The sequence below is a fragment of the Streptomyces albiflavescens genome (assembly GCF_014645835.1).
GTDB classification, from domain to species: Bacteria; Actinomycetota; Actinomycetes; order Streptomycetales; family Streptomycetaceae; genus Streptomyces; species Streptomyces albiflavescens.
Genome location: NZ_BMMM01000012.1, coordinates 315,249 through 333,176, shown reverse-complemented (window position 1 = coordinate 333,176; position 17,928 = coordinate 315,249). Strand labels below are relative to the sequence as shown.

General features: G+C 68.9%; 15 protein-coding genes and 2 tRNA genes. 12 read left to right on the top strand and 5 right to left on the bottom strand.

The window, feature by feature from the left end; genetic code table 11:
• Positions 1 to 21 precede the first annotated feature (21 nt).
• The 3 genes from IEY95_RS30535 to IEY95_RS30525 are packed head-to-tail and all read left to right on the top strand — an operon-like array spanning position 22 to position 3,234.
• Positions 22 to 1,770: a TerD family protein gene (locus tag IEY95_RS30535; protein WP_189189373.1), complete on the top strand. Its 1,749-nt coding sequence runs from the start codon at positions 22 to 24 to the stop codon at positions 1,768 to 1,770.
• Between the two features lie 11 nt (positions 1,771 to 1,781).
• On the top strand, positions 1,782 to 2,462 hold the full coding sequence (locus tag IEY95_RS30530) for an AIM24 family protein (protein WP_189189372.1): 681 nt from the start codon (positions 1,782 to 1,784) through the stop codon (positions 2,460 to 2,462).
• A 16-nt stretch (positions 2,463 to 2,478) separates the two neighbouring features.
• The gene (locus IEY95_RS30525; protein WP_189189371.1) at positions 2,479 to 3,234 is read left to right on the top strand and encodes an AIM24 family protein; all 756 of its coding nucleotides are present in this window, start codon (positions 2,479 to 2,481) and stop codon (positions 3,232 to 3,234) included.
• Positions 3,235 to 3,315: 81 nt separating this feature from the next.
• On the opposite strand, the gene IEY95_RS30520 is transcribed toward IEY95_RS30525, so the two are convergent.
• Together IEY95_RS30520 and IEY95_RS30515 are read right to left on the bottom strand one after the other, a co-directional pair.
• A complete protein-coding gene (locus IEY95_RS30520; protein ID WP_189189370.1) occupies positions 3,316 to 3,837 on the bottom strand; it encodes an NUDIX hydrolase in 522 nt (173 codons plus the stop codon).
• Complete coding sequence (locus IEY95_RS30515) at positions 3,834 to 5,264, bottom strand: zinc-dependent metalloprotease (protein ID WP_189189369.1); 1,431 nt, start codon at positions 5,262 to 5,264, stop codon at positions 3,834 to 3,836. The genes IEY95_RS30520 and IEY95_RS30515 overlap by 4 nt, the downstream gene beginning before the upstream one ends.
• 191 nt (positions 5,265 to 5,455) lie before the next feature.
• Here IEY95_RS30515 and IEY95_RS30510 point away from each other — a divergent pair, with 191 nt between their 5' ends.
• The 4 genes from IEY95_RS30510 (at position 5,456) to IEY95_RS30495 (ending at position 8,892) form a co-directional block, all read left to right on the top strand.
• Positions 5,456 to 6,568 carry an SDR family oxidoreductase gene (locus tag IEY95_RS30510; protein ID WP_189189368.1) on the top strand — a complete coding sequence of 371 codons (1,113 nt, stop codon included), beginning with the start codon at positions 5,456 to 5,458 and terminating at the stop codon, positions 6,566 to 6,568.
• 128 nt (positions 6,569 to 6,696) lie between these two features.
• Positions 6,697 to 7,158, top strand: a complete 462-nt coding sequence (locus IEY95_RS30505; RefSeq protein ID WP_189189367.1) for a molybdenum cofactor biosynthesis protein MoaE — start codon at positions 6,697 to 6,699, stop codon at positions 7,156 to 7,158.
• A 314-nt stretch (positions 7,159 to 7,472) separates the two neighbouring features.
• Entirely contained in the window at positions 7,473 to 7,676 is a 204-nt protein-coding gene (locus IEY95_RS30500) for a hypothetical protein (protein WP_189189366.1), read from the top strand.
• A 118-nt stretch (positions 7,677 to 7,794) separates the two neighbouring features.
• Positions 7,795 to 8,892 (top strand): YlbL family protein, encoded by a 1,098-nt coding sequence (locus tag IEY95_RS30495; RefSeq protein WP_189189365.1) that lies wholly within the window; start codon positions 7,795 to 7,797, stop codon positions 8,890 to 8,892.
• A 72-nt stretch (positions 8,893 to 8,964) separates the two neighbouring features.
• Here IEY95_RS30495 and IEY95_RS30490 read toward each other — a convergent pair whose 3' ends face one another.
• Entirely contained in the window at positions 8,965 to 9,507 is a 543-nt protein-coding gene (locus IEY95_RS30490; RefSeq protein WP_189189364.1) for a PPA1309 family protein, read from the bottom strand.
• Positions 9,508 to 9,670: 163 nt separating this feature from the next.
• Between IEY95_RS30490 and IEY95_RS30485 the strand changes: the two genes are divergently transcribed.
• The 4 genes from IEY95_RS30485 to IEY95_RS30470 all read left to right on the top strand — a co-directional run bounded on the left by IEY95_RS30485 (position 9,671) and on the right by IEY95_RS30470 (position 15,136).
• The gene (locus tag IEY95_RS30485) at positions 9,671 to 12,586 is read left to right on the top strand and encodes a UPF0182 family membrane protein (protein ID WP_189189427.1); all 2,916 of its coding nucleotides are present in this window, start codon (positions 9,671 to 9,673) and stop codon (positions 12,584 to 12,586) included.
• A gap of 43 nt (positions 12,587 to 12,629) precedes the next feature.
• Positions 12,630 to 12,703 (top strand) — tRNA-Met (locus tag IEY95_RS30480).
• A gap of 229 nt (positions 12,704 to 12,932) precedes the next feature.
• Complete coding sequence (locus IEY95_RS30475) at positions 12,933 to 14,801, top strand: tetratricopeptide repeat protein (protein WP_189189363.1); 1,869 nt, start codon at positions 12,933 to 12,935, stop codon at positions 14,799 to 14,801.
• A 261-nt stretch (positions 14,802 to 15,062) separates the two neighbouring features.
• Positions 15,063 to 15,136, top strand: a tRNA-Met gene (locus IEY95_RS30470).
• Positions 15,137 to 15,279: 143 nt separating this feature from the next.
• Here IEY95_RS30470 and IEY95_RS30465 read toward each other — a convergent pair.
• Complete coding sequence (locus IEY95_RS30465; RefSeq protein WP_189189362.1) at positions 15,280 to 15,696, bottom strand: Fur family transcriptional regulator; 417 nt, start codon at positions 15,694 to 15,696, stop codon at positions 15,280 to 15,282.
• Positions 15,697 to 15,839: 143 nt separating this feature from the next.
• Between IEY95_RS30465 and IEY95_RS30460 the strand changes: the two genes are divergently transcribed.
• The gene (locus IEY95_RS30460) at positions 15,840 to 17,291 is read left to right on the top strand and encodes a catalase (protein WP_229703475.1); all 1,452 of its coding nucleotides are present in this window, start codon (positions 15,840 to 15,842) and stop codon (positions 17,289 to 17,291) included.
• 70 nt (positions 17,292 to 17,361) lie between these two features.
• On the opposite strand, the gene IEY95_RS30455 is transcribed toward IEY95_RS30460, so the two are convergent.
• Positions 17,362 to 17,754, bottom strand: coding sequence for a CBS domain-containing protein (locus tag IEY95_RS30455; protein ID WP_189189360.1), 393 nt, complete (start codon positions 17,752 to 17,754; stop codon positions 17,362 to 17,364).
• Positions 17,755 to 17,928: the final 174 nt, after the last annotated feature.

Genomic DNA, 17,928 nt, shown 5'->3' with positions numbered 1-17,928 from the left:
GATGGGGGACGGTCGTTACGCATGGCCAGGGAATTCCAACGCGGCCACAAGGCCAAGATCAGTGACCTCACCGCGGGCACCGATCTGTACGTAGGCGTGCAGATCACCGGCCCCGGACTGACCTTCGACATCAGTTGCTTCGGTCTGGACGCCGACGAACGGCTGTCGGACGACCGGTACTTCGTCTTCTTCAATCAGCCGAAGACCCCTGAGGAGTCCATCCAACTCCTCGGCGCCCAGTCGGGCGACACGGAGTCCTTCCGCGTGACCCTCGACCGGATCCCGGCACAGATCCAGAAGCTGTCCTTCACGGCGACCATCGACGGTGCCGGGCAGATGTCGCAGATCGCCCCCGGATACCTCCGTGTTGTCGCCGGTGGCGAGGAGGTGGCGCGGTACGCGTTCAACGGCGCGGAGTTCTCCACGGAACGTGCCGTGATGCTGGGCGACTTCTACTTGAAGGACGTCTGGCGGTTCGCCGCCGTGGGACAGGGCTTCGACGGCGGCCTCGACGCGCTGCTGAAGAACTTCGGTGGCGAGGTCGCGGAGGAGGAGCCCGCCGCGCAGCAGCCGCAGGCCGCGGCCGCACCGTCCTTCGCGCCGCCGGCCCAGGCCACCGCGCCGCCCGTGTTCGGTGCCCCGGCCGCGCCCGCCCCGGCACCCGCGCCGGCCCCGGCTCCGGCGCCCGCGCCGCAGCCCGCCGCGCAAGGCTTCGCGCCGCCCCCGGGAGTCACGCCGCCGCCCGCTCCGGCGCCCGCCGCGCCCTCGGTGCACGCCGCGCCGACCATCGTCGGGCCCCTGCACACCCCACCGGGCGGCGCCGTGCCGCCGCCGGGCCCCGCGCCGTACGCGCAGCCGCCCGGGCAGCCCGGTCCGCCGCCCGGATACGGCCAGCAGCCTCCCGGCCAGACGGCTCCGATGCCGCCCGGTTACGGTCAGCAGGCGCCCACCGCCCCTCCCGGTTACGGTCAGCAGGCGCCGACCGCGCCTCCTGGCTATGGTCAGCAGCCGCAGTACGGGCAGGTCCCGGGCCAGGCGCCCGGACAGTACCCCGGCCAGCCCGGCGCACCCTCCCCGTACGGTGCTCCGCAGGGCGCTCCGCAGGGCGGCGCCGGTGTGGCCGCCGCGCTGGGAGCCTTCAAGGAGACGCCCACCGGCCAGCGGTGGACCCAGCAGAACAAGAAGCTCATCCGGGTGGACCTCGGCATCGGCGGCCAGCCCGTGCTGGCCCGCCAGGGCAGCATGGTGCTCTACCAGGGCAAGGTCGACTTCAGCTACAAGGGCGCCGGATTCGCCGGCCGGATCGTGGGCAACGCGACCGGCCAGGAGATGCAGCTGATGCGCTGTACCGGCCAGGGCCAGGTGTTCCTCGCGGAGAACTCCACGATGCTGCACCCCATCGAGCTGCAGGGTGACGCGATCTGTGTGTCCGCGGAGAACGTGCTCGCCTTCGACGAGTCGCTCCAGTACGAGGTGCGCCGGATCGAGGGACACGGCATCCCCGGAGGCGCGCTGTTCACGATGCAGTTCCAGGGGACCGGCACCATCGTCGTGAAGACCCACGGTGCTCCCGTCGTGCTGCCGGTGACGCCCACGACCTTCGCCGACTGCAACGCGGTCGTCGCCTGGTCCGCGGCCGCACAGGTGATCGTCTCCAGCCAGGTGCGGATGCGCCGCAACGCCTACCCCGGCGACACCGGAGAGAGCGTGAACCTTCAGTTCCGTGCCGCGCCCGGCAATTTCATCGTCGTCCAGCCGTACGAGGTCTGAGGGAGCCCGTCATGAACCAGCCACTCGCGGGCTTCGCCCCGGCACCCGTCACCGCCCGCATGGAGAACCACGGCAACCACATGCTGAAGGTCGCCATGCAGACCGGAAACGACCTCCTCGCGCGCGTGGGGTCGATGGTCGCCTACGAAGGGTTCGTCCAGTACGAGCCCAACCCGCCCGCCGTACGCCAGATCGCGCGCGACTGGGTCACCGGCGAGGGCGCGCCGTTGATGAAGTGCTCCGGTGACGGCCTGCTCTACCTCGCCGACTACGGGGCGAACGTCGTCGTCATCAACCTCAACGGGGACGCGATCTCCGTCAACGCCACCAACCTGCTCGCCTTCGACGCCCACCTCCAGTGGGGCGTCGAACGGGTGAAGGGGCTCGCCAAGTTCGCCGGACAGGGACTGTGGAACACCAAGATCTCCGGCCAGGGATGGGTCGCGCTGACCTCCCGGGGCAAGCCGATCGTCGTCGACTGCGGCGGCGGTGAGGACGAGACGTACGTCGACCCGGACGCGCTCGTCGCCTGGTCCCCGAACCTGAAGGTCAAGGGCAAGCGCAGCTTCAAGGCACAGTCGCTGATCGGACGCGGCAGCGGCGAGGCGTACCAGATGGCGTTCTCCGGGCAGGGCATCGTCGTCGTCCAGCCCAGCGAGGACAGCACCGACCGCCTCCGAGTCCGGGGCTGAGGGGGAGTACGACACCATGCAGAGCCCGCTTTTCGGCTACAACGAGCAGCAGACCCAGGAGCGTTACAGCCTGCAGAACTCGCAGATGCTGCGCGTCGTCCTGGAGGGCCACGACGACATGCTCGCCCGCAAGGGCACCATGGTCGCGTACCAGGGGCTCGTCGAGTTCGACGCCGAGTACCAGAACAACAGCCAGCACCGCGCGCGTGCGTACACCGGTGAGGGCCTCGACCTGATGCGCTGTCACGGGCAGGGGACGGTCTACCTCGCCAACCTCGGCCAGCATGTGCATGTGGTGGACGTGGACCAGGACGGCCTCACCGTCGACAGCAGCTACGTCCTGGCGATGGACTCCGCGCTGCACTACGAGGTCATCGCCGTGGACAGCCAGTACGGCATCTCCGGCTCCGGCAAGTACCAGCTCAACATCACGGGGCGTGGCAAGGTCGCGCTGATGACCTCCGGTATGCCGCTGATGATGCAGGTCACGCCGGACCGGTACGTCAACTGCGACGCCGACGCGATCGTCGCGTGGTCCACGAGTCTGCGCGTGCAGATGCAGGCCCAGACGCACTCTTCGGGCGTGTTCCGGCGGCGTGGCAACACCGGTGAGGGCTGGGAGCTCAGCTTCATGGGCAACGGCTACGCGCTCGTGCAGCCCAGCGAACTGCTGCCGCCGCAGAATGCCGTGATCGGACAGGGCCTCGCCGCTCAGTACGGGATGGGCCAGCACGGCGCGCACGGGCAGAACCAGGGCAACGTCTGGAGCTGACCACCCGGCAGGCCGGCAGGCAAACGTAAGGGGCGACCGTCATGGCGGTCGCCCCTTACAGGTTCAGAGCCTGTGGCCCGTTCAGAGCCTGGCGCGCGTCGCTTCCAGCAGGCGTACGACGGACTCGTCGGCCACGTCCGCCACCTCGTCGTACGCGAACCAGCGCACGTCGAGCGACTCATCACTGATCGCGTGCACCGCGTCCGGCGGTGCCAGCACGGCGTACTGGACGTCGAAGTGGCAGTGGCACGGCGGCGGAATCGGATGGCGGTCGAGGCGGACCGGCCCGCCCGGAAGCAGCGTCAGCCCCGCGACACCGGACTCCTCCGTGGCCTCGCGCAGGGCCGCGGCCTCCAGGGACGCGTCACCCGGCTCGCAGTGGCCGCCCATCTGCAGCCACATCCGCAGCTTCTTGTGGAGCGTGAGCAGCACCCGGCCGCCCTCGGGATCGATCACCAGGGCGCTCGCCGTGACGTGCCCGGAGTGGCACGACTTCCACATGCCGTCGGGGTGCGCCGCCAGGTGGTCCAGATAGGCCTGGCGCAGCTCTTCCTGGTCCTCGTAGCTCTTCAGTACGAGGACCGCGTCGTCGTGAAGGCTCACTCGGCGTCGTCGCCCTTGTCGTCGTCCTTGGGGGCGTCGTCCTTCGTCAGGTTCGGCTTCTCGGCGGAGCCGCTCGCCGCCTCGCCGAGCATCTTGTCGATCTCGGAGAAGTCCAGCTGCTCGCGGTGCACGAAGCCGTCCGGGTCGTCCAGGTCGGACGCGGTCGGCAGCATGTCCGGGTGGGCCCACAGGCCGTCGCGGCCGTCGACGCCGCGCGCGTCCGTGAGCGAGGCCCACAGCCGCGAGGCGTCCCGCAGTCGGCGCGGGCGCAGCTCCAGGCCGATCAGCGTGGCGAACGTCTGCTCGGCGGGGCCGCCCGTGGCACGCCGGCGGCGCAGGGTCTCACGCAGCGCGTCGGCGGACGACAGACGCGGCTTGGCGGCCGAGTGCACGACCGCGTCCACCCAGCCCTCGACCAGCGCGAGCGCCGTCTCCAGACGGGCCAGCGCGGCCTTCTGCTCCGGGGTGTCCTCCGGCTGGAACATGCCCTGCTGGAGCGCCTGCTGGAGCTCCTCCGGGTTCTGCGGGTCGAACTGGCCGACCACGTCCTCCAGCTTGGCCGTGTCGACCTTGATGCCGCGCGCGAAGCCCTCGACCGCGCCGAACAGGTGCGAACGCAGCCACGGCACGTGTGCGAAGAGGCGCTGGTGGGCGGCCTCGCGCAGGGCGAGGTAGAGCCGTACCTCCTCCTGGGGGACGCCCAGGTCCTTGCCGAACGACTCGATGTTCAGCGGCAGCAGCGCGGCCTTGCCCGCCGGGCCCAGCGGCAGGCCGATGTCGGTCGAGCCGACGACCTCGCCCGCGAGCACGCCGACGGCCTGCCCGATCTGCGTGCCGAACATGGCGCCGCCCATGGAGCGCATCATGCCGATGAGCGGGCCCGCCATGGCCTGCATCTCCTCCGGCAGGACGTCGCCCATGGCCGCGCCGACGCGCTCGGCGACCGGGTCGACGAGCTCCTTCCACACGGGCAGGGTCGCCTCGACCCACTCCGCGCGGCTCCAGGCCACGGCGGAGCCGGCGCCGGACGGCAGCGATGTCGCGTCGTCCAGCCACAGGTCGGCCAGGCGCACGGCCTCCTCGACCGCGGAGCGCTCGGAGGGACCGATACTCGCGTCCTTGGTGCCACCAGGGGCGCCCTGGGAGACCGTCTGACGGGCGATCTGCTTGGCCATGTCCCAGTTCACCGGCCCGCCCTCGTACGAGAGCATCTGGCCCAGCTGCTGGAACGCGGCGCCCAGATCATTGGGGTTCATGGAACCGAACATGGCTGCGAGCGGATTGTCGGCTCCGGGACCACCGGCTCCGGGCAGCCCGAAACCGAACGGTCCCTGACCACCGCCGCTCTCCTGGTCCTTCTTCTTGCCCTCGTCGCCGTTCTCCGGCTCCTCCGGCGGAAGGCCGAATCCGAATGGGGTGTCACTCACGGGATTCCTCGGCTGGTAAGGCCGCCGGTTCGTTCCGACGGCGGCTGCCCGACAACACCACCCAGCGTAGACACCACAGCCCGATCGGGCGTCGGTGCTTCGCCGACTCTTGGCCTGCGGCAGGATGGATGCCACCTGGTACGGACGCGTCACGCGTGTCCGTTACTGAAGACAACCGCTGGAGACGCCCGGTGAGTTCCCCAGATCCGCAGGTTCGCGCAGCGCGAAACCACTCAACCAGCCCAGCTCCACGCGGGCCCGTCGTCGCGGTCACCGGCGCCGCTTCCGGTGTGGGTGCGCTGCTCACCGAGCGGCTCGCCGCCAGCGAGGAGATCAAGCAGGTCATCGCCATCGACGAGCGGCGCGGCGAGTGCGCGGCCGCTCAGTGGCACATCCTGGACGTCCGGGACCCGGCGATCGCCGAGAAGCTGCGCGGGGCGGATGTCGTGGTGCATCTCGCGCTGGACCTCGATCTGGAGACGGACGCGGCGGCGCGGACGGCATACAACGTTCGGGGGACGCAGACCGTGCTCACGGCCGCTGCCGCGGCCGGGGTCCATCGCGTGGTGCTGTGCACGTCCGCGATGGTCTACGGGGCGCTGCCCGACAACGAACTGCCGCTCTCCGAGGACGCCGAATTGCGGGCGACGGCCGAGGCCACGGGCGTCGGCGACCTTCTGGAGATCGAGCGGCTCGCGCGGCGGGCGCCGCGGGCGCATCCGGGTCTCAATGTCACCGTCGTGCGGCCGGCCGTGCTCGTCGGTGGCACCGATACCGCTCTGACCAGGTATTTCGAGTCGCCTCGACTGCTCGTGGTGGCGGGATCCCGGCCTGCCTGGCAGTTCTGCCACGTCGAGGACCTGTGCAGCGCTCTGGAGTACGCCGTCGTGGAGAAGGTGGAGGGGGAGCTCGCCGTCGGGTGTGACGGATGGCTGGAGCAGGAGGAGGTCGAGGAGCTGAGCGGCATTCGGCGGATGGAACTGCCGTCCGCCGTCGCTCTGGGGGCCGCCGCTCGGCTTCACCGGATCGGGCTCACTCCTTCGCCCGCCGGGGACCTGGCGTACACGATGTATCCCTGGGTGGTGAGCGGGAGTCGGCTGCACGACGCCGGGTGGCGGCCGCAGTGGACCAATGAGGAGGTCCTCGCGGAGCTGCTGGAGGAGGTTGCCGGGCGGCACACCGTGGCCGGGCGGCGGCTCGGGCGCAAGGACGCGACCGCGGCTGGGGCCGCGGGGGCGACGGTGGCGCTGCTGGGTGCCGCTGCCGTGGTCCGGCGGGCTCGGAAGGCTCGGCGGCGGGTCTGAGGGGGTCTGGGTCCGGCCTGGGTGGCACGGGCTGAACGATCTCCTGTAGGAGGCTCCAAAGGCGCACGCGCGTGTGCCGGGTGAAACCTCTATTTCGTGTTGTCAGTGGTGTGGGGCACGATGGGCCCATGGCATCCATGAACGACCATCCCGGTGAGCAGGCGGCGCAGGACGCGATCAAGTTGATCGCCATTCGCGAGACGCCGCTCTCCTTGGACGAGGTCTTCAAGGCGGTGGGGGACGACGCCTCCGGGGGGACCGCGCTGTTCGTGGGGACCGTCCGGAATCATGACGGGGGTGCCGACGTCGATGAGCTGGGGTATTCGTGTCACCCCAGCGCAGAGGCGGAGATGCTGCGGGTCGCCGAGAAGGTGGTCGCCGAGTATCCGGTGCGGGCGTTGGCCGCCGTGCACCGCATCGGGGACCTGGCCGTGGGTGACCTCGCGGTCGTCGTCGCCGTTTCGTGCCCGCATCGGGGCGAGGCCTTCGAGGCGTGTCGCAAGCTCATCGACGACCTGAAGCACGAAGTGCCCATCTGGAAGCACCAGAAGTTCTCCGACGGCACGGAGGAGTGGGTCGGAGCCTGCTGAGGCCGCCCGTCATTCGGCCCGAGGGGATCGGCCCGCTCGTTCGGCCCGAGGGGGTCGGCCCGGTCGTTCGGCCCGGTGGTTCGGCCCGAGGATCCGCCCGGTCGTTGAGCCCGAGGATCCGCCGGGGCATTCGGCCGACGATCCGGCTTCTCGTTCGGCCAGAGAATTCGGCCGCTCATTCGGCCTTGAGGGTTAACCAACCTCTCACCTGCCCTCCGGTTGCGTAACCGGGCCCCTGCCGTGAGCGTTAGCACTGCGGATGGGTAATCTGCTGATCAGTCAGTTGCGGTCGCTCATGGGGTTGGGAGGTCGACATGGCGGCGCTCACCTGGTTGCTGATCCCGCTTGTGGCTGCGGTCGGTGCCGGACTGTGGGGCAGTTGGGCCGGCCGGAATCGCAAGACGGCGGGAGACGGTATCGAGCTCGCGGGGTACACGCGCTTCCGTGAAGCCATGGAGAGGCCCGACGCCATCGAGAGGTCCGCGGACGGCGAGAAGTCCCACTCCGACGCCGTGTGAGTCCTCCGCACTCCGACCCCGTATCCACCGCCCTCCCGGCCTGTGAGCCCGTCTCCGTCCCACCCCGTACGGACGGCCCCGACGGTGCGCTTACAGCACCGTCCCGTACTGTCGTTCCATGCCACGCCGCACCGCGACGATGCTCGCCTCCACTCTGATCCTGATCGCGCTCCTGTGCGCGGGAGTGTTCATCAAAGTGCCGTACTCGGAGATGTCACCGGGCCCCACGGTGAACACACTGGGCGAGCACGACGGCGAGCCGGTGCTGCAGATCTCCGGGCACAAGACGTATCCGGCCACCGGGAATCTGAACATGACCACGGTCCGGGTCACCAGCGCCGACTACAACATGAACCTCGTCGAGGCCGTGTACGGGTGGCTGGCGCATGACAACAAGGTCGTGCCGCACGACACGCTCTACCCCGACGGCAAGACCGAGGAGCAGTCGACGCAGGAGAACGCCGAGGAGTTCAGCCAGTCCCAGGAGAGCGCCAAGGTGGCCGCCCTCAAGGAGCTGAACATCCCGGTGAAGTCCTGGGTGATCGTCTCCACGGTCCTCAAGGGCTCCCCGGCCGAAGGCCGCCTGCACGCCGGAGACGTCATCAAGGCCGTCGACGGTACGACGGTGAAGGCGCCCGACGAGGTCGCGAAGCTGGTCACCAAGCACAAGCCGGGCGACAAGGTCGTCTTCACGATCGTGCCCGCCAAGGAGCAGGCCGCCGCCGAGAAGGAGAACAAGACGGCGACGGCGACCAAGGATGTGACGATCACCACGACCAAGTCCGACGACAGTGGTAAGGATCGGGCGATCGTCGGGATCTCGGCCGGGACCGATCACACGTTCCCGTTCACCATCGACATCAAGCTGGCAGACGTCGGCGGACCGAGCGCCGGTCTGATGTTCGCGCTCGGCATAGTGGACAAGATCACCCCGGGGAACCTCACCGGCGGCAAGTTCGTGGCCGGCACGGGCACCATCGACGACGACGGCAAGGTCGGCCCGATCGGCGGCATCGAGATGAAGACGGTGGGCGCGCGCGAGAAGGGCGCCCAGTACTTCCTGACGCCCAAGGACAACTGCGCGGCCGCCGCCAAGGACACCCCCAAGGGGCTCACTCTCGTCAAGGTCAACACCATCGACGACGCGATGAGCGCCCTCAAGGACATCAGCTCCGGCAACACGGCCGACCTGCCGAAGTGCACCACCAAGGGCTGACGGACATCGGGTTGTGCGTGGCTGGGGGCGCCCCGGAATCAGGGGGCGCCCCCAGCCACGTACAGCGAGAGATCAGTCCGCGAACGTCGCCGACAGTGCCTCCGCCAGACCCGGCACCAGGCCCGACCCCGTGAGCACCTCCGTGGGCGCGTCCTTCTCGCGCAGACGGAGCGCCGAGTCGCGGGTGCCGTCGCGCAGGACGCCGACCGTCATGCGTACCTCCTGACGGTCCGGGTGCTCGGCGACCCACTTGGCGAGCTTCTTCTCGCTGAGGCCCTCCGGGACGGAGGCTTCCGCGGACGGCGGCAGCATCAGCCGCTCCACCGTGAGCGCGCAGCCGACCACGGCGTCCGGCCAGGCGATGGTGCCGAGGAACTCGTCGAGCGGCTTGTCGGCAGGGATCTCGTCCTGCTCGATGGGGGTGAGACCGGTGGTCTCCGGTTCGTCCTGCAGGCCGAGCTGGGCCGCGAGGCCGGGTTCCTGGGCCCGCAGTCGCGCGGTGTCTACGAGGGCGAAGAGGCGAGCGGGCTGGTCCCAGCCGAGGCCGGAGGCGTACTCGTCGATTTCGAGTACGGCCCGGGTGAGCGGGCTCGCTGCCATGGGAGTGTTGGACATGGTCACAATCCTGCCTCGTTAATACCCGGAAGCGGGAACCGAGTAAAGCGTGAGTAAGTTGCATAGATGAGGCCCCACGATCACGGAGCCTTACGGACGGTCCACCATCACGGGGGCCTGACGGATCAACAGCGACTTCGAGGTGCGCACCTTGGCTTTCCAGATGCCGGACCGCGGCGGAGGCCCGACGGGGCCACGGATCAGAGTGGGCCGACCCTCCCGGCGTGTCCGGACCCTGCTCATGACGTTGGGTGTGCTGGCCGTGCTGGCCATGGCCTTCGTCATGTTCGCGGGGTTCTGGACGGACTGGCTCTGGTACCGATCGGTTCATTACTCGTCCGTCTTCACGACCACCCTGTGGACCAAGGTCGGGCTCTTCTTCGTCTTCGGCCTGCTGATGGCGGTCTCGGTCGGCGTGAACATCTGGCTGGCGCACCGGCTGCGCCCGCCGCTCAGCGCCATGTCGATGGAGCAGCAGAGCCTCGACCGGTACCGGATGGGCATCGCGCCCTACAAGACGTGGCTGCTGCTCGGCATCACCTCCCTGGTGGGGCTGATCGCCGGAGCATCCGCCTCGGGCCAGTGGCGCACCTGGCTGATGTGGGTGAACGGGGTGCCCTTCCACCAGAAGGACCCCCAGTTCCACCTCGACGTCTCCTTCTACGCCTTCGACCTGCCCTGGTACCGCTTCCTGCTCGGCTTCGGCTTCGCGGCCGCGGTGCTCTCGCTGATCGCCGCCGCGCTCACGCACTACCTGTACGGCGGGCTGCGGATCACCAGCCCGGGGGCGCGCGCCACGGGCGCGGCCACCGGGCACCTCTCGGTGCTCCTCGGCATCTTCGTCGCGCTGAAGGCGGTCGCCTACTGGCTGGACCGGTACGGACTCGCCGTGAAGTCCAGTGACTTCAAGGCGACCGGCAACTGGACGGGCCTGAGGTACGTGGACGCGAACGCGTATCTGCCCGCCAAGACGATCCTGTTCTGCATCGCCGTCATCTGCGCGCTGCTCTTCTTCGCCACCCTGTGGCGGCGCACCTGGCAGCTGCCCGTCATTGGCTTCGGCCTGATGGTGCTCTCGGCGATCCTCATCGGCGGCCTGTACCCGGCGATCGTCCAGAAGTTCCAGGTCCAGCCGAACGAGCAGGCCAAGGAAGCGCCGTACGTCGAGAAGAACCTGAAGGCGACCCGCGAGGCGTACGGGATCGACGGCACCAAGGTGACGGACTACCCGGGCACGAGCAACACCAAGGACAAGGCCGCGCTGCGCGACGACGCGAACAACGCCGCGAGCCTCCGTCTGATGGACCCGAACATCGTGTCGCCGACCTTCCAGCAGCTCCAGCAGGTGCGGAACTACTACGGCTTCCCGTCGAACCTGGACGTCGACCGGTACACCAAGGACGGCAAGGCCCAGGACACGGTCATCGGTCTGCGTGAGCTGAACCTCCAGGGCATCCCGAAGAACAACTGGATCAACGACCACTTCCGCTACACCCACGGATACGGCGTCGTCGCGGCCAAGGGCACCTCGGCCGACAGCGAGGGCCGCCCGGTCTTCACCGAGTACAACCTGCCGTCCAAGGGCGACCTGGGCACGTATCAGCAGCAGATCTACTACGGCGAGAAGACCACCCAGTACTCGATCGTCGGCGGTCCCCAGAAGGAGATCGACTACTCCGACGACAGCGGCGAGAAGACCACCAGCTACAAGGGCAAGAGCGGCGTCAGCCTCTCCAGCCCGATCAACCGGGCCGCGTACGCGGTGGCGTTCGGCGAGCCGCAGATCCTGTACTCCGGTGCGATCGGCGAGGGTTCGCGGATCCTCTACAACCGCACGCCCAAGGAGCGGGTCGAGGCGGTCGCCCCCTGGCTGACCATCGACGGCGACGCCTACCCGGCGGTCGTCGACGGGAAGATCCAGTGGATCGTCGACGCGTACACGACCACCAACGGCTATCCGTACGCCTCCCGCACCACGCTCGGTGACACGACGGCGGACTCGCTGACGGCGGCCAACAACCAGCGCGCGGTGGTGGCCCAGCAGAACCAGGTCAACTACATCCGCAACTCGGTGAAGGCGACCGTCGACGCGTACACCGGCGAGGTCAAGCTCTACCAGTGGGACACCAAGGACCCGGTCCTGAAGACCTGGATGAAGGCGTTCCCGAACACGGTGGAGTCCAAGGACTCGATCTCGCCGTCGCTGATGGCTCATCTGCGGTATCCGCAGGACCTGTTCAAGGTCCAGCGCGAACTGCTCACCCGCTACCACGTCAAGGACGCGCAGACGTTCCTCAGCGGCAGTGAGGTGTGGCAGGTCCCCGACGACCCGACCAACAAGTCGGGGCCCGTGCCGCCTTACTACCTGAGCATGAAGCTGCCCGGCGAGACGACGCAGTCGTTCTCGCTGACGACGACGATGACGCCCAACGGCCGTGACAACCTGAGTGGCTTCGTGTCCGTCAACGCCGAAGCGGGCAAGCCCGGTTACGGCAAGATCAGCATCCTGAAACTGCCGACGGGCAGAACCGTCGACGGACCCAAACGGGTGCAGAGCCAGTTCAACTCCGAGCCATCCATCGCCGAGTCCATCAGACTCCTCAAGGGCGGTGACTCGGACATCGAGTACGGCAACCTGCTGACGGTTCCGCTCGACGGAGGACTGCTCTATGTGGAGCCCGTCTACGTACGCGGTGGTGACCTCAAGTACCCACTGCTGCGCAAGGTGCTGGTGACCTACGGAGGCAGCACCGCCTTCGAGGACACACTCGACAAGGCGCTCAACAAGGTCTTCGGAGCGGACGGTTCGACCACCCCGCCGTCCGACGGGGGGACCACGAAGCCGCCCACGTCGAGCAACCCAACGGTCCAAGAGGCGCTCAAGGACGCCCAGAAGGCCTTCGATCAGGGACAGGAAGCCCTGAAGAAGGGCGACTGGCCGGCGTACGGCCAGGCACAGAAGGATCTTGAGGACGCGCTGAAACGAGCGGAGGACGCGCAGGCCACGGCCGACAAAACCAGCGGTGGCACTAGCAGCGATGGAAGTAAGAGCAGCGACAAGAGCTCCGGAAGCGGCTGATCAGGAGCCCACCCCGCGCCGTGGTACGGTTGCAGCACAACGGCGCGGGGTGGAGCAGCTCGGTAGCTCGCTGGGCTCATAACCCAGAGGTCGCAGGTTCAAATCCTGTCCCCGCTACTGAAGTCGAAGGCCCGGATCCTGATCATGGATCCGGGCCTTCGACGTGTGCCGCGCCACGCCGAGGCGCCCCTGGTGACCTGGCGACTTGCGTGAAGTGCTGCGCCATGCGGGGGGAGTTGGGAAATCTGTGTTTGACTTGTCTCTCTGTGGGCATGTCGACAAAACGCTGAAGTGACCTCACTGGCTGCGGTATACCAGGTGTACCCAGGTTGCAGGTGGTGCGACGATGGACGTTATGGGGGACAAGGCAACTCTGTTGGATACGGGGCGGTTTGCGCAGCATGCCGACTTTGCGCAGCCTGCGGATCTCACGCAGCCTTCCGACCGGGACGAAACCGGCGAGGCTGTCGAGGAAACGCGCCAAAGGCTCGCGGCCGAAGCCGGCGACGTCGAGGCGATGAGCGTCCTCGGGGCCATGCTGCTGCGCCGCGGTGATCTCGACGGAGCCGAGCCTCAGTTGCGCGCTGCCACCGCCGCCGGTGACCGCGCCGCCGCCAACAACCTGGGTGTCCTCCTGCATCAGCGCGGGTACGCCGACGAGGCCGCCGGATGGTGGCGGATCGCCGCGGTCGCGGGTTCCGCGGCCGCCGCGCACGCGCTCGGGCGGCACCATCGCGAGCGCGGCGACGAGCCCGCCGCCGAGTACTGGCTGCGCCAGTCCGCCGAGCAGGGACACGCCCTCGGCGCATACGCACTCGCCGACCTGCTGGAGCACCGCAGTGATGTCGGGGCCGAGCAGTGGATGCGGGCCGCCGCCGAGCGCGGGCACCGCGAGGCCGCCTACCGGCTGGCGCGGACGCTTGATCGCAAGGCCGCGGACGCGGTCCAGGTCGGCGCTGACAACGGTGTCATCGGTGTCATCGGTGTCATCGGCGCTGCGGGTGAAGAGGCCGAGCAGTGGTACCGGCAGGCCGCCGCGCGCGGTCACCGGAGGGCCGCGCTGCACCTCGGGGCGATTCTGGAGAAGCGGGGTGACCTCAAGGAGGCCGGGCGCTGGTATCTGACGTCCGCCAAGGACGGCGAGGCGCGGGCCGCCTGCGCGCTCGGGTTCCTGCTGCGGGACGCGGGGGACACGGAGAGCGCCGCCGTCTGGTGGCTGCGAGCCGCGCAGGACGGGGACGGGAACGCCGCGAACGCCCTGGGCGCGCTGCACGCCGAGCGAGGTGAGACGCAGACCGCCGAGCGGTGGTACCGGGCCGCGATGGACGCGGGCGATGTGAACGGGGCGTACAACCTCGGACTGCTCTGCGCCGAGCAGGGGCGGACCGCGCAGGCCGAGCAGTGGTATCGACGGGCCGCGTACGCCGGTCATCGCGAGGCCGCGAATGCCTTGGCGATCCTGTTGCTGCAGGTCGGCGACGCGGCCGGGGCCGAGCCCTGGTTCTCCAAGGCCGCCGAGGCCGGAAGTGTGGACGCCGCGTTCAACCTCGGAATTCTGCATGCCGGGCGGGGGAGCGAGGACGACGACGCGGCCGCGCTGCGCTGGTACGAGCGGGCTGCCGCCGCCGGGCACACCGAGGCGGCACTCCAGGTCGCCATCGCGAGGCTCCGGGAGGGGGACGAGCCGGCCGCCGAGCGGCATCTGCGGTCTGCGGCGGGGGGCGGTAGCGCGGAGGCCGCGTACCGGCTTGCCGCCGTGCTCGACGCGCGGCGGCCGCCGGCGCCCGCTCATGAGCTGGGGGAGCCCGCTCAGGAGAAGAGCGAGTGCGAGGAGTGGTACGAGCGGGCGGCGTCCCAGGGGCATCGGCGGGCGCAGGTGCGGGTCGGGATGCTGGCCGCCGCGCGGGGCGATGTGGTGGAGGCGGCTCGGTGGTACCGCGAGGCCGCCGAGGCCGGGTCTCGGAACGGGGCGTTCAATCTTGGGCTGCTGCTGGCTCGGGAGGGGAGTGAGCCGGAGGCCGCGTTGTGGTGGACGCGGGCCGCTGACGCGGGGCACGGGCGGGCCGCGCTTCGGCTGGCGCTCGTCTACGCGAGGCAGGGGGAGCTTGCCGAGGGGCAGCGGTGGGCCGACCGTGCCGTCTCTCTCGGACCGGCGGAGGTGTCGGAGCGGGCGGCTCGGCTGCGGGATGCCCTGCGGGAGGAGTTGTCCGCGTGACGGTGGGGCTGAGGTGGGGTAGGGCCGGGGTCCAGGCCGGTTTCACCCCTCCGCCTCTGCCCGTCCCGTATCTGGGGGCTGGCTTTCCCGGACCACCTCTGTCGCCCCCATGCCCCCGCTGTCGGCTGTGACCGTCTGGTCCTCGAACGCCGGAGGGGCTGACACGTGATCGTCGGCCGGAGCTGCAAAGGTGCATGTCGGGGCGCTTGATCAAGGGATTTGCGCTGGTCCACCCAGTTGACGTACTGTTCAGTTCATCGACGCGGGGTGGAGCAGCTCGGTAGCTCGCTGGGCTCATAACCCAGAGGTCGCAGGTTCAAATCCTGTCCCCGCTACTGAAGGCTGAGGGCCGGAATCCGACAGGATTCCGGCCCTCGGTGTGTTCATGGACGGTGGAGCAGAGACGCCGCTGTGGACGGCGAACAGCAGAAGCCCCGGCGCGCGTCGCGTGCCGGGGCTTTCGTGGACGTGGCGGGGCTCAGCCTGCCGCGCAGTTCGGGCAGACGCCGCGGTACGTCACCTCGACGTCCGAGACCGTGAAGCCGAAGCGCTCCGAGGCCGGGAGGTCGGCGAGCGGATTGCCGGTCGGGTGGACATCCCGGATGGCGCCGCACTGGGCGCAGACCAGGTGGTGGTGCGGACGGTGCGCGTTCGGGTCGTACCGCTTGGCGCGCTTGTCCGTGGCGACTTCCAGCACCTCGCCGAGTGAGACCAGCTCACCCAGCGTGTTGTAGACGGTCGCCCGGGAGATCTCGGGCAGCTTGGCGACGGCACGCGCATGTACCTCGTCGGCCGTCAGGTGGACGTGATCGCCGTCGAGGACCTCGGCCACGACACGTCGCTGCGCGGTCATTCGCCATCCGCGTCCGCGCAGCCGTTCCAACAGGTCACTCATACGGACAGCCTAACAGCAAGGGGACCAGATCCCGAACAGGTGTGACTTTGGAGCTGCACTTGACTTGGACAATGTCCATTGTAGGATCGAGACCGGCATTGGCCAAGGGGCAGGACTGGCCTGGAATGACGCAGGAGGCGCACGTGACGCAGGGACCGCTTACGACGGAGGCCGGCGCGCCGGTGGCCGACAACCAGAACAGCGAGACCGCGGGCGTCGGCGGGCCCGTCCTCGTGCAGGACCAGCTGCTGCTGGAAAAGCTCGCGCACTTCAACCGTGAGCGCATACCGGAGCGTGTCGTGCACGCTCGTGGCGCCGGTGCCTACGGCACCTTCACGGTCACCGCCGATGTCACCCCGTACACGCGTGCCACGTTCCTCTCCGAGATCGGCAAGCAGACCGAGACGTTCCTGCGCTTCTCGACCGTGGCCGGCAACCTCGGTGCCGCGGACGCCGTCCGTGACCCCCGTGGCTGGGCGCTGAAGTTCTACACCGAAGAGGGCAACTACGACCTCGTCGGCAACAACACCCCGGTGTTCTTCATCAAGGACGCCATCAAGTTCCCCGACTTCATCCACACCCAGAAGCGCGACCCGTACACGGGCTCGCAGGAGGCGGACAACGTGTGGGACTTCTGGGGGCTGTCCCCCGAGTCCACGCACCAGGTGACCTGGCTGTTCGGGGACCGGGGCATCCCGGCCTCGTACCGTCACATGAACGGCTACGGCTCGCACACGTACCAGTGGAACAACGAGGCCGGCGAGGTCTTCTGGGTCAAGTACCACTTCAAGACCGACCAGGGCATCAAGAACCTCACCCAGGCCGAGGCCAACAAGCTCGCCGGTGAGGACCCCGACTCCCACCAGCGCGACCTGCGCGAGGCCATCGAGCGCGGCGACTTCCCGACGTGGACCGTGCAGGTGCAGATCATGCCGGCGGCGGACGCGGCGACGTACCGCTTCAACCCGTTCGACCTCACCAAGGTGTGGCCGCACGAGGACTACCCGCCGATCGAGATCGGCAAGCTGGAGCTCAACCGCAACCCGGAGAACATCTTCGCCGAGGTCGAGCAGTCCATCTTCTCGCCGGCTCACTTCGTGCCGGGCATCGGTCCTTCGCCCGACAAGATGCTCCAGGGCCGTCTTTTCGCGTACGGCGACGCGCACCGCTACCGCGTCGGCATCAACGCCGACCACCTTCCGGTGAACCGCCCGCACGCTACCGAGGCGCGCACCAACTCCCGTGACGGCTTCCTGTACGACGGCCGCCACAAGGGTGCGAAGAACTACGAGCCGAACAGCTTCGGCGGCCCGTTCCAGACGGACCGTCCGCTGTGGCAGCCGATCCCGGTCACCGGGGTCACCGGCGACACCGCGGCTCCGGTCCACGCCGAGGACGACGACTTCGTGCAGGCGGGCAACCTCTACCGCCTGATGTCCGAGGACGAGAAGGGCCGCCTGGTCGAGAACCTGGCGGGCTTCGTCGCCAAGGTCTCCCGTGACGACATCGCCGAGCGCGCGATCAACAACTTCCGCCAGGCGGACGGCGACTTCGGCAAGCGGCTGGAAGCCGCGGTCCAGGCCCTGCGCGGCTGACAACCAGCACTGGAACGCTTGTCGTGGGTGACGGGCCGGAATCCTTCGGGATTCCGGCCCACTCACATGCTCAGGCCGGTACCTGCTGTCGCGTCGGTGCCCAGCAGCGGATGATGTCGCGGACCGAGACGATGCCGACCGGGCCGGCCGAGTCGAGCACGATCAGATGACGGAAGCCGCCGTGCGACATCGCGGTCGCGGCCTCCTCCAGGGTCCAGGCGGGGGCCGCGAAGACGACGTCGGTGGTGGTGTGGGTGCCTGCGGTCTCCGTGTCCGGGTTCTGACCGAGGGCAAGGGAATTGAGGATGTCGCGCTCAGTGAGGATGCCAAGGCCGGACGAGTCCTCGTCGAGGACCACGGCCGCGCCGACGTGGCGTGCGGACATCAGTCGGGCCGCCTGGCGGAGGGTGTGTGCCGGGCCGATGGTCAGAACCACCGTGCTCATGGCGTCGCGGACGAGCATGGGCTGGAGCCACCTCCTTGGTGAAACGCCAAGAGAAGCGATTCACAAGTTCACAAGTGGGGGGACTCTCAGAGTCGCAGTTAAAGGGAGGGTCAACAAGGGGGCGCGTGCGGTGAGTTCGGGGGCGCCCGGGGGTTACTCAATAGTCCCAGCTCAGCCGGGGTTGCTCAGGAA